The sequence below is a fragment of the Sulfuricurvum sp. genome, assembly GCF_036279695.1.
Lineage (GTDB): Bacteria > Campylobacterota > Campylobacteria > Campylobacterales > Sulfurimonadaceae > Sulfuricurvum.
Genome location: NZ_DASUIQ010000034.1, coordinates 1 through 14368, shown reverse-complemented (window position 1 = coordinate 14368; position 14368 = coordinate 1). Strand labels below are relative to the sequence as shown.

General features: G+C 45.9%; 18 protein-coding genes. 5 read left to right on the top strand and 13 right to left on the bottom strand.

The features are described 5' to 3' along the window. A partial coding sequence (locus VFW36_RS03635) for a hypothetical protein (protein ID WP_329657449.1) occupies nucleotides 1-281 on the bottom strand: 281 nt, incomplete at its 3' end. A gap of 107 nt (nucleotides 282-388) precedes the next feature. On the opposite strand from VFW36_RS03635, the gene rimO reads away from it, so the two are divergent. Further along, nucleotides 389-1705 (top strand): 30S ribosomal protein S12 methylthiotransferase RimO, encoded by a 1317-nt coding sequence (gene rimO / locus VFW36_RS03630; RefSeq protein WP_329657448.1) that lies wholly within the window; start codon nucleotides 389-391, stop codon nucleotides 1703-1705. Continuing rightward, nucleotides 1698-2714 (top strand): tRNA lysidine(34) synthetase TilS, encoded by a 1017-nt coding sequence (gene tilS / locus VFW36_RS03625; protein WP_329657447.1) that lies wholly within the window; start codon nucleotides 1698-1700, stop codon nucleotides 2712-2714. Before rimO ends, tilS begins: the two co-directional genes overlap by 8 nt. Here tilS and lon read toward each other — a convergent pair. Next, nucleotides 2668-5091: an endopeptidase La gene (gene lon / locus VFW36_RS03620; RefSeq protein WP_329657446.1), complete on the bottom strand. Its 2424-nt coding sequence runs from the start codon at nucleotides 5089-5091 to the stop codon at nucleotides 2668-2670. The two genes, tilS and lon, sit on opposite strands and share 47 nt — an antisense overlap. 37 nt (nucleotides 5092-5128) lie before the next feature. Beyond that, on the bottom strand, nucleotides 5129-5842 hold the full coding sequence (locus VFW36_RS03615; RefSeq protein ID WP_329657445.1) for an outer membrane protein assembly factor BamD: 714 nt from the start codon (nucleotides 5840-5842) through the stop codon (nucleotides 5129-5131). Nucleotides 5843-5974: 132 nt separating this feature from the next. On the opposite strand from VFW36_RS03615, the gene fliW reads away from it, so the two are divergent. Beyond that, nucleotides 5975-6364: a flagellar assembly protein FliW gene (fliW, locus tag VFW36_RS03610; RefSeq protein WP_329657444.1), complete on the top strand. Its 390-nt coding sequence runs from the start codon at nucleotides 5975-5977 to the stop codon at nucleotides 6362-6364. Next, entirely contained in the window at nucleotides 6357-7118 is a 762-nt protein-coding gene (locus tag VFW36_RS03605; RefSeq protein ID WP_329657443.1) for a pyrroline-5-carboxylate reductase, read from the top strand. Before fliW ends, VFW36_RS03605 begins: the two co-directional genes overlap by 8 nt. Before the next feature lie 3 nt (nucleotides 7119-7121). Here the strand turns inward: VFW36_RS03605 and VFW36_RS03600 are convergent, their stop codons facing one another. Genes VFW36_RS03600 through VFW36_RS03570 form a run of 7 tightly spaced genes read right to left on the bottom strand, consistent with a single transcriptional unit; the run spans nucleotide 7122 to nucleotide 12333 of the window. Beyond that, nucleotides 7122-7769, bottom strand: a complete 648-nt coding sequence (locus VFW36_RS03600; protein WP_329657442.1) for a hypothetical protein — start codon at nucleotides 7767-7769, stop codon at nucleotides 7122-7124. Beyond that, the gene (locus VFW36_RS03595; RefSeq protein ID WP_329657441.1) at nucleotides 7766-8293 is read right to left on the bottom strand and encodes a hypothetical protein; all 528 of its coding nucleotides are present in this window, start codon (nucleotides 8291-8293) and stop codon (nucleotides 7766-7768) included. The genes VFW36_RS03600 and VFW36_RS03595 overlap by 4 nt, the downstream gene beginning before the upstream one ends. Beyond that, nucleotides 8290-9327 (bottom strand): hypothetical protein, encoded by a 1038-nt coding sequence (locus tag VFW36_RS03590; RefSeq protein WP_329657440.1) that lies wholly within the window; start codon nucleotides 9325-9327, stop codon nucleotides 8290-8292. The genes VFW36_RS03595 and VFW36_RS03590 overlap by 4 nt, the downstream gene beginning before the upstream one ends. Continuing rightward, entirely contained in the window at nucleotides 9324-10169 is an 846-nt protein-coding gene (locus VFW36_RS03585; RefSeq protein ID WP_329657439.1) for a tyrosine-type recombinase/integrase, read from the bottom strand. Before VFW36_RS03585 ends, VFW36_RS03590 begins: the two co-directional genes overlap by 4 nt. 13 nt (nucleotides 10170-10182) lie before the next feature. Continuing rightward, nucleotides 10183-10815 carry a lysophospholipid acyltransferase family protein gene (locus VFW36_RS03580; RefSeq protein WP_329657438.1) on the bottom strand — a complete coding sequence of 211 codons (633 nt, stop codon included), beginning with the start codon at nucleotides 10813-10815 and terminating at the stop codon, nucleotides 10183-10185. Continuing rightward, on the bottom strand, nucleotides 10799-12091 hold the full coding sequence (gene miaB, locus VFW36_RS03575) for a tRNA (N6-isopentenyl adenosine(37)-C2)-methylthiotransferase MiaB (protein ID WP_329657437.1): 1293 nt from the start codon (nucleotides 12089-12091) through the stop codon (nucleotides 10799-10801). Before miaB ends, VFW36_RS03580 begins: the two co-directional genes overlap by 17 nt. Beyond that, nucleotides 12091-12333 carry an HP0268 family nuclease gene (locus VFW36_RS03570; protein WP_329657436.1) on the bottom strand — a complete coding sequence of 81 codons (243 nt, stop codon included), beginning with the start codon at nucleotides 12331-12333 and terminating at the stop codon, nucleotides 12091-12093. The genes miaB and VFW36_RS03570 overlap by 1 nt, the downstream gene beginning before the upstream one ends. 164 nt (nucleotides 12334-12497) lie before the next feature. Between VFW36_RS03570 and nusA the strand changes: the two genes are divergently transcribed. Beyond that, on the top strand, nucleotides 12498-13631 hold the full coding sequence (nusA, locus tag VFW36_RS03565; RefSeq protein ID WP_329657435.1) for a transcription termination factor NusA: 1134 nt from the start codon (nucleotides 12498-12500) through the stop codon (nucleotides 13629-13631). A 33-nt stretch (nucleotides 13632-13664) separates the two neighbouring features. Here nusA and VFW36_RS12545 read toward each other — a convergent pair whose 3' ends face one another. The 3 genes from VFW36_RS12545 to VFW36_RS03545 all read right to left on the bottom strand — a co-directional run. Next, complete coding sequence (locus VFW36_RS12545; RefSeq protein ID WP_414720233.1) at nucleotides 13665-13868, bottom strand: GIY-YIG nuclease family protein; 204 nt, start codon at nucleotides 13866-13868, stop codon at nucleotides 13665-13667. Then, nucleotides 13844-13954: a GIY-YIG nuclease family protein gene (locus VFW36_RS12540; protein ID WP_329657434.1), complete on the bottom strand. Its 111-nt coding sequence runs from the start codon at nucleotides 13952-13954 to the stop codon at nucleotides 13844-13846. The genes VFW36_RS12545 and VFW36_RS12540 overlap by 25 nt, the downstream gene beginning before the upstream one ends. A 203-nt stretch (nucleotides 13955-14157) precedes the next feature. Next, a partial coding sequence (locus tag VFW36_RS03545) for an efflux RND transporter permease subunit (RefSeq protein ID WP_329657433.1) occupies nucleotides 14158-14368 on the bottom strand: 211 nt, incomplete at its 5' end.

Below are 14368 nucleotides of genomic sequence, written 5' to 3'. Positions count from 1 at the left end.
TGCGCGGCGATAAAAAAGAGCAAATGCAAGAGGGCATACCCAATCGCAAAACCCCCGAGCAGTTTTTTAAACTCGACCAAATCAAATCGGATGTAGGTACGAAGAGGCTGTACCCAAAAAGCGAGGATAAGGAGCCATAAGGCACTCAACCCTGCAACTTTTGAGAGGTAGTAGAGTTTATTCTTCACTAGCGGTAGAGCAAAGCTAAAAGCATTCTCCAACCACACCACTCCCTCATCAAACCAGACAATACCCGATCCGTAAAGAAAGATGACCCCCATAAATATCAAGGGAATTAAAGATAAAAGGACGATTATATATTTCATCTTGAAAGTGTAGCCAAAAAATGATTGGCTATAATATCATTACACTATTTTCAAGGCTAAAAATGTCCAAAAAACTTCATATCGTTTCCCTCGGCTGCACCAAAAATCTCGTTGATACCGAGGTGATGCTCGGACGACTCAAAGATTTTGAAATGACCGATGCGAGCGAAGAAGCGGATGTTATCATCGTCAATACCTGCGGATTTATCGATGCGGCGAAACAAGAGTCGCTCAATACCATTTTTAACCTCGATGCGGGACGCAAGAGCGATTCGGTTCTCGTTATGGCAGGATGTCTCTCTGAACGGTACAAAGAAGAATTATCCAAAGAACTCAAAGAGGTCGATATTTTCACGGGTGTCGGCGATTACGACAAAATCGACGAACTCCTCGCCGCAAAGCAAAGCCGTTTTACCCCAGAGGTTTATCTCATCGACGGTGCCGAGCGGGTCGTAACGGGTTCATCCTATCACGCCTATGTCAAGCTCAGCGAGGGGTGCAACCAAGTATGCAGTTTCTGCGCCATCCCCTCGTTCAAAGGGAAACTTCACTCACGCGATTTAGAGAGTATTGCGCATGAAGTTGAGGGGCTGGTTGCCAAAGGGTATTATGATTTTAGCTTCGTCTCCCAAGACTCCAGTTCGTACCTGCGTGACCAAAATATTCAAGATGGGCTTATCCACCTCATAAAGCGGATCGAACTGATCGACGGGGTCAAAAGCGCCCGTATCCTTTACCTCTACCCGTCCACAACAACCTTGAAACTCATTAAATCGATCGGTGATTCAAAAATTTTCCACAACTATTTCGATATGCCGATCCAACATATCAACGACGATATGCTCCGTATCATGAAGCGCGGATTCGGAAAAGCGAAAACATTAGAGCTTCTCAATGCGATGAAAGCGTTACCGAATGCCTTTATACGCACCAGCTTTATCGTCGGTCATCCGCAAGAGTCTGAAGCCATGTTCGAAGAGATGGCGGAGTTTGCTGAGAGTTTCGGATTTGATCGCCTCAATGTTTTTGGCTACTCCGATGAAGAGGGGACGAGTGCGCATGAGATGACCGATAAAATCCCTGCTAAAACTATCAACGCCCGTGCCAAAAAACTGGGGAAAATTGCCACCAAAGTCGAAGAAGCGAGCCTCGCTAAACTCGTAGGACAAGAGATCTTACTCGTGATCGACGGTGAGAGCGAAGAGCATGAATTCCTTCTCAGCGCGCGTGCACTGAACTGGGCACCTGAAGTGGACGGTGAAATCTACGTCAACGACCGTGAGATTGAAGGTGAACTCTCTTTTGGAACAATCTACCGTGCTCACATCACCGAAATCGCCGGAAAGAACCCTTTGGCGACCGTGAAAGCTCATGCGTGATCTTCTCCACCTTGATCTATTAAAAAAAGGACGCGTCCTACTCGCATTCTCGGGAGGGGTTGATTCTACCGCCCTCTTCCATCTCCTCATCGAACACCATATTTCGTTTGACATCGCCCATGTTAACTATCACACCCGCTCATCAAGTGATGAGGAAGAACAAAGCGCTGAGGCGCTTGCACTCCGCCACGGACTGAAATGTTATACCCACTCGTGCCGGTTAGGAGGGATCAATTTCGAACATCGTGCTCGCGAAGAGCGGTATAAATTCTTCGGTTATCTGATGAAAAAGCACAACTACCGCTATCTACTCACCGCCCATCAGCTCAATGATCGGCTTGAGTGGCTGATGATGCAGATGTGTCGCGGATCAGGTCTTCCTGAAATGCTCGGTATCCGTTCCCATGATAGACGAGACGATATAGAGATACTCCGTCCTCTTCTCGAATGGGATCGCGACTCTATCGAAGCGTATCTTGCAGAACATAACATCCCGCATCATATCGATCAGAGCAATGCCGATGAACGCTATACCCGCAACTTTTTCCGTCATCGCTACAGCGCCCCGATGATGCGAGATTACCGCGATGCCATCCGCCGCAGTTTTCGCTACCTTGAAGAGGACAACGAACTGTTGATCGAGCCGATGGATTTTATCGCTGTGGATACGTTTGCATACGCTTCCAATCCCCCAAATATCCGCTCACTCGTGTACGGAATCGACACGTTTTTTAAAAATAGCGGGTATCTCCTCAGCCAACACGACAAAGAGGCGCTTAAAAAAGGGGGCGAACATATCATCGGACGTCACAGCGTCGTATCAATCGAACCGGATTATACGTTTATCGCCCCGTATGAGCATAATGTCGTAATGGATAAAGGGTTTAAAGAGGAGTGCAGAGGGCTAAAGATCTCTTCGAAACTTCGGGGATACCTTTACGGCTCCCCCGAAGCGATGGGTGTTATGCGTCGATTAAAAGGCGCCCCAGCACCTCTTCGATTCGACTGACTCCGACAATCTCGATAGCGGCTTTGACCTCATCGGGAATATCACTCAAATCACGATCATAATTTTTCTGCGGGATAAGGGCGAGCTTCATCCCCGCGCGGTGTGCCGCAATCAGTTTCTCTTTGAGTCCGCCGATAGGCAAGACGTTCCCCGTCAGAGAAACTTCACCCGTCATGGCGATGTCAGCACGCACTTTTTTGTTGGTCAAAATCGATGCGATAACGGTTGACATCGCGATCCCAGCACTCGGTCCGTCTTTTGGGGTAGCCCCGTCCGGGACATGCAGATGCAGATCAAAGCGTTTGTACACCTCGCTCGAATCCAGCGGCGTATCGCTTTCGCGCTCGGCAGGGGAATGGGGGATAATCGAGTGGTCTACCGTAAGTTTCCCCTCATCGATCAACGTTTTCACCACCGAGAGGGCGATACGAGCCGATTCTTTCATCACATCCCCCAAACTTCCGGTGAGTTGTAACACCCCTTTACCGTTGATACGGATCGCTTCGATTTTCAACACATCACCGCCCACGGATGTCCAGGCAAGCCCATTGACAACCCCGACACGGTCGATATGGTCGGTTCGGTCAATCTCGAAAATCGTTTTTTCCAAGAAATCTTTGAGATTCTTCAGACTCACCGTCACTTTTTGGGTGCTCGGCTCTTCGAGAATCTTTTTTGCCGCTTTACGGACAATGTCGGCAACACGGCGGCGAAGGTTACGAACCCCCGCTTCACGGGTATGCTTTTCGATCACTTCCGCTAACGCTGTTTTAGAAATCGAAAGCTCCGCCGTTTTAAGACCGTGTTTTTTCAATTCCTGAGGAATCAGATACTGTTTGGCGATCTGAAACTTCTCCTGCGGCGTATACGAACTCACCGAGATAAACTCCATACGGTCGCGCAACGGTCCGGGAATTTGCCCAACATCGTTCGCCGTCGCGATAAAAATCGCTTTGGAGAGATCGAGATTGAAATTCAGATAATAGTCTCTGAAATGGGTATTTTGTTCCGGATCGAGAATCTCCAACAACACCGCCGTCGGATCACCGCGATGCGATTTGGCTACCTTATCGATCTCATCGAGGACGATAACAGGGTTCATCTTTTTCGCTTCGATCACCCCTTGCACGATACGTCCCGGCATCGCACCGATATAGGTACGACGGTGTCCGCGCAATTCGTTTACGTCTTCCAACCCGCCGAGTGCGATACGGACAAGCGGACGCTTGAGCGCTGTCGCGATGGAGTTGGCAAGGGAGGTTTTACCGACCCCCGGAGGGCCCGCGAAACAGAGGATCGCACCGCGTCCCTCTTTATCTGCGATACCGCGAAGTTCCAACAACTCTTTGACCGAGAAATATTCCAAAATCCGCTCTTTGGGTTTTTTCAGAGAGAAATGGTCTTTGTTGAGCTGATTTTCGACATCGTGGATATTGAGCGCTTTTTTCGCTTCATCTCCAAAAGGGATCTCGAGTACCCATTCTAAATACGTTTGGATCATCCCCGCATCGGCACTGTCAGGGTGCATCCGAGCAAAACGCTCGAGTTGTTTGTTGATCTCTTTGTACGCATCGGGATGCATTTTGTCTTTTTTGGCTTCGAGCTTTTTACGGAACTCTTCGATCTCCTCATCACGATGGGCATCGGTTCCGAGCTCTTTTTGGATCTGTTTGAGCTGCTCTTTGAGAAAATACTCTTTGTTCACTTTCTCGATACGGGTATGCACTTTCGAGCGGATCTCTTTTTGGAGTTTGGAGGCTTCCGTCTCTTCGATCAACTCATCGATCAGCATCAAAAACCGTTTTTCAGGGTCACGCTCGATAAAAAGATTATAGGCATTCTCTTTTTTGATCTTGATGGAGCTGCAGATCAGATCGACGATACGGTTGTATTCGTGGTTCTCTTCGATGGTGCGAAGCAGATCGGGAGGGAAATAGTTGCTCACCTGTGAGAGGGCGCGCACTTTTTCCCGCAATACTTCCAAGATCGCATCCATTTTGAGCTCATTCACAGGAAGCGATGAGATCAAATCGACATGGGCACGCAGAGGATTATCGTGCACCATATTCATGATATGACCGCGAGCAAGCCCTTGGAACAGCACTTTGATACGCCCATCAGGAAGAACAACTTTACGCATGATAGAGCCGATGACACCGGCATCGTAAATCGCAGAGCCTTCCCGTTCCCCCTCATGGTCGGGTTTGACCGGACAAACGATCACCAATGAGTTGTTTTCAATCGCTTCGGCAGCCGCTGCAATATTTTTTTCATCATTGAGGAAAAGAGGGGAGATCATAAACGGATATAAAAAAAGCTCGTCCTCCGCAATCACCGGTAATGTGGTGGGAAATGAGCTGTAATTACTGAGTTGCATGGAGAAAAATTCCTTGATTAAAAGTTACAGATTTGGTCTATTTACTCTCGTTATCATCCATAGAAATGACACTGCGTGTTTTCGGAATCATAAAATCGTACCAGCTGCTGGTGCCATCCCCTTCAAACATCTCTCGATACCATGGGACACTCGCGTACACAATCTCATTAGAATTTATCCATGTGACCGGAGCGATTGCACGATAATAGGCGGAACCTTTAGGTTTACCCAAACGCTCGTACAGCTGTGCGATCTGCTCATTCAAAACACCGCGTGCCAGTTGTAACTGTGTTTCCATTGTCTTGACGAGAGGCAAATAGGTAGAGTACGGATAACTTTTTTTAAAGACATCTACCGTGCGAAGGGTCTCATCGATCAACCCCTGATCGCGTCCCGGATGGGGAAGCGCTAAAAACTTCGCTTTGATCTTTAAGAACTCGGCATATTCACGCCCCTCAGGGGTAGCATAGCGACGAATATACTCATCCAAAAAATGTTCCGACAACAGATACTCTTCATGCGCCATATGCGCTTGTGCCATAATCATGGTTGCTTCCGATAAAAACGGTGAACTGATATGTTCGCTTTGAAGTGAACTGAAATAGCTGTCCGCTTTTTCCAAATTGCCGTTGGAAACGGCCGTAACCATTTTTTCGTACCAATACTCTGCAGGTTTGTTAAACTCGTCGACCTCTTTACCGCATCCGCTCAAAAAAATAAGTGCGGTAACTGCGATTAACCATGTTCTCATCATTGAAAAACCTACGCTATTTTTAAATTATCGGCTATTTTACCGTAAAGAGATTAAACACCCCTACATAAAGTTGAAACTTTTTAGTTTGATGTGTTAAAATCAGTCTATTAATGACAGAAGAAGGTAGTTATGCAGTTTGATTTAAAACTCCCCCTGCTCGGTTTCGAAGCGGTATCCAAAATGGAACTCCAAAAAATTGATGAAATTTTTTTACGTTTAGAGAGTATAGGAGAAGGTCCTACCTTTACTCTTATCAATCCCTTTGCCCTTCGTGAATACTCTTTTGACATCCCCTCTTCGCTTCAGGCATTGATGGGTATTACCCCTGAGAGTAATTTGCTTATCTATAACATCATGATATTGCAAACGCCGATTGAAAAATCATCGATCAACTTTGTCGCCCCTTTGATTTTCAATACCGACAACCAAACCATGGCACAAATCATCGTCGATAATCGCGCCGATTTCGGTATCGCTGAACCGATCAGCAACTACCTCAAGGGTCCAAGCGATGTCTAACGCGATCACCTTTGTCGGAAACGGTAAGATGGCTTTAGCTCTGGCTAAAGGGCTATGTGAAACCCATGCGATAGAGGTGATCGGACGAAGTATGAGCGCACTGGAAGCGTTTGAAAACAAGCTCAATACTCCGATTAAAAAAACCCTTTACACCGATGCCGACATCAATGGTAAAACAGTGGTTCTGTGTGTTAAACCTGCCAATCTGAATGAAATAGCTCCCTATCTTCAAGGGACCGCACTAGCACTTTATTCCGTTCTTGCCGGAACGCAGCTCACGTCTTTGCGGGCAATCTCCGCACATGCATATTGCCGTGCCATGCCGAATCTTGCCGCCGAAGCAGGTGCTTCTATGACCTCATTGGTGGGCGATCATGCCATTGCTAACCATGCTATCTCCCTTTTTGGAACCATCGGAAAAACACTTTGGTTAAACAGTGAAAAAGAGCTTGATATTGCCACCGCGTTAGCCGGAAGCGGTCCTGCTTATCTGGCGCTCATCGCCGAAGCACTGTGTGACGGTGCCGTACGTGAAGGGCTAAAACGCGATGATGCAATGATACTTATGAGAGGTCTGTTTGAGGGATTTGGAAAACTGATCCAGAACACCCATCCCGCGCTCTTAAAAGATAACGTGATGAGCCCCGGAGGAACCACTGCCGCAGGATACGGCGCACTTGAAAAAGGGAAAGTCCGTGAGGGGTGTATGGAAGCGATACATGCGGCACATGAACGTGCCAAAGGGATGAAATAACTCTTATTTTGAATGAGGCGGAGCTTTTGCCTCATCTTTTTTATGCGGTGTGAAAGGTGAAATCACTTCAGTAGCCTCCGCTGCGGCCTCTTTTTTCTGCTCCGATATGCTTTTCTCTTTGCTCTTGTGCGTTGTCTCTTTTTCAGCAGGTTTATTGTGCACTTTCATTGTAAAGCTTGAGCGTATTTGATCCCCGTCCCGTTCAAAATGGATCGGGAAATTCACCCCGATGACCCATTCACTTTTATTGATATTTTCCAAAAAGGTGTAAAAACTTTGCGGAGAAGTAATTTTAGTCGTCGCATTCACTTCATACACTTTGAACGTTCCGTTGCTATCGGTTGTGCTCACTTCAGTCAAATAAAGATCGGTAAACTCTTTTTTATAAAGTCGTTCAAAACGTCCCGGATCAAACACTTTATCAAATGCACCGATTGTATGTTTATGCTGTTTTTTCAAATCTTCGAGACGATTATGGGTATTATCGTACCGATTTTGGGTCAATTCCAGCTGCTGAAACTCTTTTTTACTCTCCAACCGAAGGGAACGGTACTCTTTCCCCTTAGGAATTAAAAAGAAAAATGAAAATGCAACGACTCCGATCAGCAATAAAAGCGACAATATCACAACAAATAGCGTCTGACGGTTCATTTTTCACCCTCTTCTAGCGTCTCTTCCTCAAGGTAGTTGGAAGAGACAAATCGATACCACCCGTTTTCTATCGGATAAAAGCTGGTGTAGGTACGATTAAAGATAGAGCGAAGCGGCGCATGAAGCATATACTCATAAGTATCTTTATTTGGCGTTGTTCCGTAGAGAATCAACGATTTTTCTTCCAACTCCGCACGTGAGAGGGTAATATCTTCGGGCACCAGATCAAAAAGATTTCGGATACTCTCTTTCATTACCGTATTATCTGTTGATATTTTTTCCACGATTTTAGCTTCCGATTCGATCACTTTGATCTCCTCTTCCATCTTCTCTATTGAGCGTTTCAACGATGCATCTTTTTGCGCTACGGTCTCACGTTCATGGACAAAATCATACGTTTTGTACCCCAAGAAAAGATACGTTCCGACCACCATAGCGATGGTTACCGTAAAAAAGAAAAGGACAAGCCGAAGCTCACCGCTGACCAGTCGTTTCCGTCTCGGGGCTATAAAACTATGTTTCACAGTGCCCCCTCTTCGAGCATTGAGAGTGCAATGACTTCATCGGCTACATCGATACGGCGGATTAGTACATTTAAAAAAAGCTCTTCCTCAAGATAACGCTTGAGTTCGCTTCCGCTACCATAAGCATCGGCGATATAAACCGTTTCGACAAAACGGTTACGACAATGGGCTCCCGCATAAAAACGGATCAACGTACGCTGAATCAGTTCAAATCGATAGTAGTCGTTATTAAATCGATCCATTTGCCGTTTAATATCATCACCGTGCGGTGCATTTAGCCGCTTCTCTTCAAATGTCGGTGTATCTTCACTAAACTCCACAATTTCATCGAGACTGTCGAGATCCTCGATATTACTCAAATCATCCAACTCATCTAAAATATCCAAATCGTCCAGCGACTCAATATCTTCCAAACTGATACTTTTATCCGCTTCTTCCTCTTCACTGATCCCGACGGCAAAACCGCCCGTATCACTTTCTTCTTCCGATCCTATAGCGTGTTTTTCATGGGTCGAATAATGATGTGCGTATTCCAGCTTTCCGTTTTCAAAAATCGCTACGCTGAATGAATCTTTTTGAGCTAATGCATAAAGGGCAAATCCCCCGTGTATCTTGTCCGCAAAAAAATGTTCCAATATAGAGAAAGGGGAAAAAATAAAATCCAGACCGATGTTTTTATACTCGACTTGGAGAGCATCGAGCTCTCGAAGCGAACTGTACAGAAGCCACTTTCCATCACGACACAGTGTTTTCGCACCGGCAATATCTTCCATGTCCTCTACCGTATGATGAGAACATTCAGGGAGTGCCCCCTGTTTAGGCTGAGGGTTGAGAAGTGCCACATAGTGCAGAGGTGATTCTTCGAGATACTTACGTACATACGAGCGTACATCACCTAGTGAAGAGTCCCCTTCAAAACGTTTACCCTCTTTATAGAGCACTTTCTTTTGTTTTTGAGCGACCACCCGAACATCATGTCCTCCGCCATCATGAACAATTGCGATGAAAATTTTTCGGTAAAACCGCTCTATCACTTAGAGTCCTCATGAGTTTGGCATAATGGATGCGCTTGATGGTAATGTTCCATCTTTAGGGCATTGCCCAATTTAGTGTAAATCTGCGTCGTTGCCATGCTGGCGTGACCCAATAATTCGCTAACATCGGCAATTCGCGCCCCATTGTTTAATAATTCGGTTGCATACGTATGGCGCAATTGATGCGGTGTCACTTTCAGTCCAACCTTTGCGAATGCCTTAATAATGGTATATCTTAGACTATTTTCGCTTAATTTTACACCTTTATCCTCAAAAATATACTCCAGTGAGGGGTTATGCCGTTGATAATCTCGTACCATTTGGATGATAGATTCAAGCATCGGAATATCTCGCTCTTTTGACCCTTTTCCGTGAACACGCGACCAGTTGTTTTCCATATCGCTCAGTCGCAAATGGGTGAGTTCCGAGATCCGAAGTCCCATCGTATATAAAAGGGTGATCGCTAATGCCGCTTTGGGATCTGCATGTTGCAGGGCATGGGTAATTTGCTCGTGGCTAAGAGGTTTCGGCAGGGTTTTAGGAACTTTAACGCTCTCATCTCCCCTGAGTTCAACCCGCTTATCGTTATCCCGAAGATATTTGACAAAACTGCGTATGGCACTCAGTTTAGCGGCGATCGATTTGGCTTTTAAGGGGGCTATTTTCAGACGAAAAGGCATCAGGTTTATCGAGAGTTCACCCTCTGATTCTGTAATCTCAGCAGTATTGATCATCTCATCGATGGTGTCATGATAACTGCGTATCGTTAGCGGTGAATACCCCCGCATCGTGTCGAGGTATTTTAAAAAATCTTCTTTGTTACGATGGAGGAGCTCATTCATCCCACTACTTTCGTTATAGAGCATGTTCCATGAGTTTTGCTTTGATAAGCGCTTTTGCCTCATCCATCTCCAGCCCTTCGACATCGATCGGCTCAGAGGCGTAAAAATCGAGCGTTCCAAATGGTTTGGGAACCGTGAACCGATCCCAACTCGGAAGTTGCCAATATGCCGAGGGGACACAGCTATAGACGATCACTTTGGTTTGGCGTTTTTGCGCCATTACCACTACGCCATCACTCATCTCGTGGCGCGGTCCTTTAGGTCCATCGGGAGTTATACCGATGTCATACCCTTGGGAGAGTGATTTAAGCCCTTGGATCAATACTTTTGCTCCACCTCGCGTCGTTGAACCGTGAATCGTCCCGAGTTTGAAATAGCGCATGATATGGGCAATGATTTGTCCGTCAAAATGATCCGATATAAGAACATTGGCTTTGGGAACTTGTCGGAATTGATAGTAAAGATACGGTTGCATGAGCAAATCGCCGTGCCAAAAAGCAAAAATAACCGGCTCGCTCGGGATGAGTTGAGGAAGATGAAACCGTTTTTTATTGGTAAGATAAATAAGACGGATAAGAAACGTACCGATTGGGGGGATCAGCCAAAGGGCAAGTCTACGGAGAAATGCTTTACGCAATGATCTCACCGTATTGGACGTTGCGAGAAACCTCCGTGATCTTCACCCGAGCGATTTTGCCGAGCCACTCTTCGCTTCCTTTGACTTTGATAGAGAGATTATTGTCACTGCGACCAGCAACAAACCCGTCACTGCGCAACTCTTCAAAATAGACGTCGACAATTTTGCCTAGGTTTACCGATTTCATCTCATCTAGTATCTCATCATGCCGTGCTTGAAGCCGATCCAAACGATCGGAACCGATCTCTGGGTCAACCTCCTCCATTTTTTCCGCTTCGGTCAACGGACGCGGGGAGTATTTGAAACTAAACAGCTGCTCGAAGCGAACCTGATTGAGAACATCCATCGTATCTTCGAAATCCTCGTCGCTTTCTCCGGGGAATGCGACGATAATATCGGTACTGATGCTGACATCGGGAACCATCTCTCTGAGTTTGCGCGCACGGTTGAGAAACCACTCTTTGGTATATCCCCGTTTCATCGCTTTGAGTATCTCGCTCGAACCGCTTTGGAGCGGCATGTGCATCGATTTGCAGATTTTCGGATTGCGGGCAAACTCTTCGATAAATTCATCATCCATGTGAAGAGGATGAGGGGAGGTAAATCGGATACGCTCCAACCCCTCCACCGCACTCACACGGCGGAGCAATTCGGTGAAATTGATCTTTTCATTCGACAATCGGCGACCGTAGTTGTTGACATTTTGACCGAGCAAAAATACCTCTTTCGCCCCGTTTTCAACCGCTCTGCGTGCTTCGGCAACGATCAGATCGGGCGGAATCGAAATCTCGTCTCCACGGGTTTTAGGGACGATACAAAACGTACACTGCTTGTCGCATCCGATAGAGATATTGATGTAAGCTTTGTAAGGGCTGCTTCGGAAATCTTTAAACGCAAATTGCGATTCGTCGTAATCGATCTCAATTTCAACTGCACGGTCTCGATGAAGTACATCGGAAATCTTGGAGACATTGCGAGCACCGAGGACAAAATTCACATAGGGTGCTCGTTTGATGATCTCTTTACCCAAATGGGACGCCGTACATCCGCATACGCCGATTTTAGCATCTGTTTTTTTGAGTTTATTAAAGACTCCGAGTTCGGAAAAAAGTTTGTGTACCGGTTTTTCACGAACCGAGCAGGTATTGATGAGGATAAGATCGGCCGAGCTCGCATCATCCGTGAGCTCATACCCTTCATGTGCGTTCAATTCCGCAATCATGTGCTCGGAATCGCGCACGTTCATAGCGCATCCGAGCGTCTCGATAAAGAGTTTTTTTGACATTAGAGGATGTGAACCTCATACATGTATTCATTAGCGGAAAGTCCGTATTTCACTTCGCGCATATAAAAACTTTTCCCTTCCCCTTCGAAATGATCTTGGAGGGCAAGAAGATCTTTGTGTGAATTTTCACGGTCAAAATAAATGATAGAAGAGTTGCTTTTTTCTACCATCTCCGTGATTTTTTTGAGATCGATTTTTTTCGGTTTTGTGTCGTGTTCGCTGCGTGCGAGTTTGAGTTCCATTATTTTCCCTTTTATAGAGTTCTTGATATTAGGGGGATTATAGCGGGGATAGGATAAATATCCTATTAAGAGAAATTGATGTATAATACAACTCCTTCATAAAAAAAGCTTTCCCTAACCAACCCAATTTTTTATGAGTTACCAATTATCAAGAGGATAGTCCTATGGAAAATATGTTAGATATTATTGATTCAATCGCCAATGAAAAAGGGCTTAGCCGAGAAAATGTCCAAGAGGCGATCAAAACCTCATTTATCCAAACGGCAAAACGGATTATCAATCCGGCCTTCGCATTTGAGGCGGATATTGACGATCGTACAAAACAGGTCAAACTACGCCAAATCATCACCGTTGTTGCTGATGATGCACCCGAGTTAGAGGGTGAAGAAGCGGGTGCATACATGGGTATCACAAGCGCTTTGGAGATCGATGATGAGGCGGAAATCGGCGATCAACTCCAAATGGAACATGACATCGAGAGCTACGGACGAAGCGCATTTGCCACACTCCACCGCGAAATCGAGTTTCATATCCAACGCCTTGTGGAAAATGAACTCTACGACAAATACAAAAGCAAAATCAATCAAATCGTATCCGGTCGTGTAACTCGTGTGGATGGGGATCAAAACACCACTATCGAGATCGATGAGATCCGCGCAACACTGCCGATGAAAAGCCGTATCAAGGGTGAAAAATTCAAAGTCGGCGATGTCGTCAGCGCTATCGTACGCCGCGTCCATGTCGATAAATCCAACGGTATCTCTATGGAGCTTTCACGTACCGCTCCCAAATTCCTCGAAGAGCTCTTGGCGCTTGAGGTTCCTGAGATCAAAGACGGTATCGTCGTCATCGAAAAATGTGCCCGTATTCCGGGTGAGCGCGCGAAAATCGCCCTCTACACCAACCGTCCTCAAATTGATCCGATCGGAGCTACCGTCGGTGTACGCGGTGTCCGTATCAATGCGGTAAGCGAAGAGTTGTGCGGCGAGAATATCGACTGTGTCGAGTACAGCTCATCCCCTGAGCTGTTTATCTCTCGTGCGATGAGCCCTGCCATCATCAGCGCCGTTGTAGTTACCGAGGGAGAAGGGGATGAGAAAAAAGCGGTTGTCACCCTCCCGAGCGATCAAAAATCCAAAGCGATCGGTAAAAGCGGTATTAACATCCGCCTCGCATCAATGCTCACGGGGTATACGATTGAACTCAATGAAGTAGGCGGAACCGCTCAAATGGGTGAAAAAGCGGCTGAAGAGAAAAAAGAGGGGCTTAGCTCACTAGAGGCTCTATTCGGTAACTGATTTCGTCATTCCCGCGTAGGCGGGAATCCAGCTTCATAAAATATCCTCATATAAATCTTTCCATTCGGGATTAAATTCTTCAATTATTCTCAGTTTCCAATTACGATTCCATTTTTTTATGGCTTTTTCTCTATTAATTGCTGATTCCATTGAATTATGTAATTCATACCATACCAGTATTTCAACATCATATTTATCACTAAATCCTTGAGTTAAATGATTTTTATGTTCATAGATATACGTTTAGAGAGATTAGAAGTAACACCAATATAAAGTGTACCGTTAGGTTGAGAAGCAAGAATATAAACAGCAGGTTGTTTCATCTAATACCTTTAGCTGGATTCCCGCCTACGCGGGAATGACGGGGAGTGCTAACGCTTCACAAACGGATTTAGCTTCAACAATATCGCATCGGCAATCTGATTGCCGATTAGCGTCAAAAATGCACTCATCATTAAAATCTCTATTATCAAAAGATTGCTTGCAAACCTTACGCACCTTTTTTATAGGTTCGCACGGTCAGTCATTATTGTGAAATCTTAACTTTGAACCATGCTGCATACAATGCCGGAACAAAGAGCAGCGTCAATGCCGTCGCAACGATCAATCCTCCCATGATCGAAATCGCCATCGGCCCCCAAAATACACTATGTATAAGTGGAATCATCGCTAATATTGCTGCCGCAGCCGTAAGAACTACAGGGCGCGAACGACGTACCGTCGCTTCGATGATGGCA

Excerpts from the sequence above, each read along its gene's own strand:
- rimO (WP_329657448.1), top strand. The coding sequence starts at position 389 with ATGTCCAAAAAACTTCATATCGTTTCCCTCGGCTGCACCAAAAATCTC.
- tilS (WP_329657447.1), top strand. The coding sequence starts at position 1,698 with ATGCGTGATCTTCTCCACCTTGATCTATTAAAAAAAGGACGCGTCCTA.
- lon (WP_329657446.1), bottom strand. The coding sequence starts at position 5,091 with ATGCAACTCAGTAATTACAGCTCATTTCCCACCACATTACCGGTGATT.
- VFW36_RS03615 (WP_329657445.1), bottom strand. The coding sequence starts at position 5,842 with ATGAGAACATGGTTAATCGCAGTTACCGCACTTATTTTTTTGAGCGGA.
- fliW (WP_329657444.1), top strand. The coding sequence starts at position 5,975 with ATGCAGTTTGATTTAAAACTCCCCCTGCTCGGTTTCGAAGCGGTATCC.
- VFW36_RS03605 (WP_329657443.1), top strand. The coding sequence starts at position 6,357 with ATGTCTAACGCGATCACCTTTGTCGGAAACGGTAAGATGGCTTTAGCT.
- VFW36_RS03600 (WP_329657442.1), bottom strand. The coding sequence starts at position 7,769 with ATGAACCGTCAGACGCTATTTGTTGTGATATTGTCGCTTTTATTGCTG.
- VFW36_RS03585 (WP_329657439.1), bottom strand. The coding sequence starts at position 10,169 with ATGAATGAGCTCCTCCATCGTAACAAAGAAGATTTTTTAAAATACCTC.
- miaB (WP_329657437.1), bottom strand. The coding sequence starts at position 12,091 with ATGTCAAAAAAACTCTTTATCGAGACGCTCGGATGCGCTATGAACGTG.
- VFW36_RS03570 (WP_329657436.1), bottom strand. The coding sequence starts at position 12,333 with ATGGAACTCAAACTCGCACGCAGCGAACACGACACAAAACCGAAAAAA.
- nusA (WP_329657435.1), top strand. The coding sequence starts at position 12,498 with ATGGAAAATATGTTAGATATTATTGATTCAATCGCCAATGAAAAAGGG.
- VFW36_RS12540 (WP_329657434.1), bottom strand. The coding sequence starts at position 13,954 with ATGAAACAACCTGCTGTTTATATTCTTGCTTCTCAACCTAACGGTACA.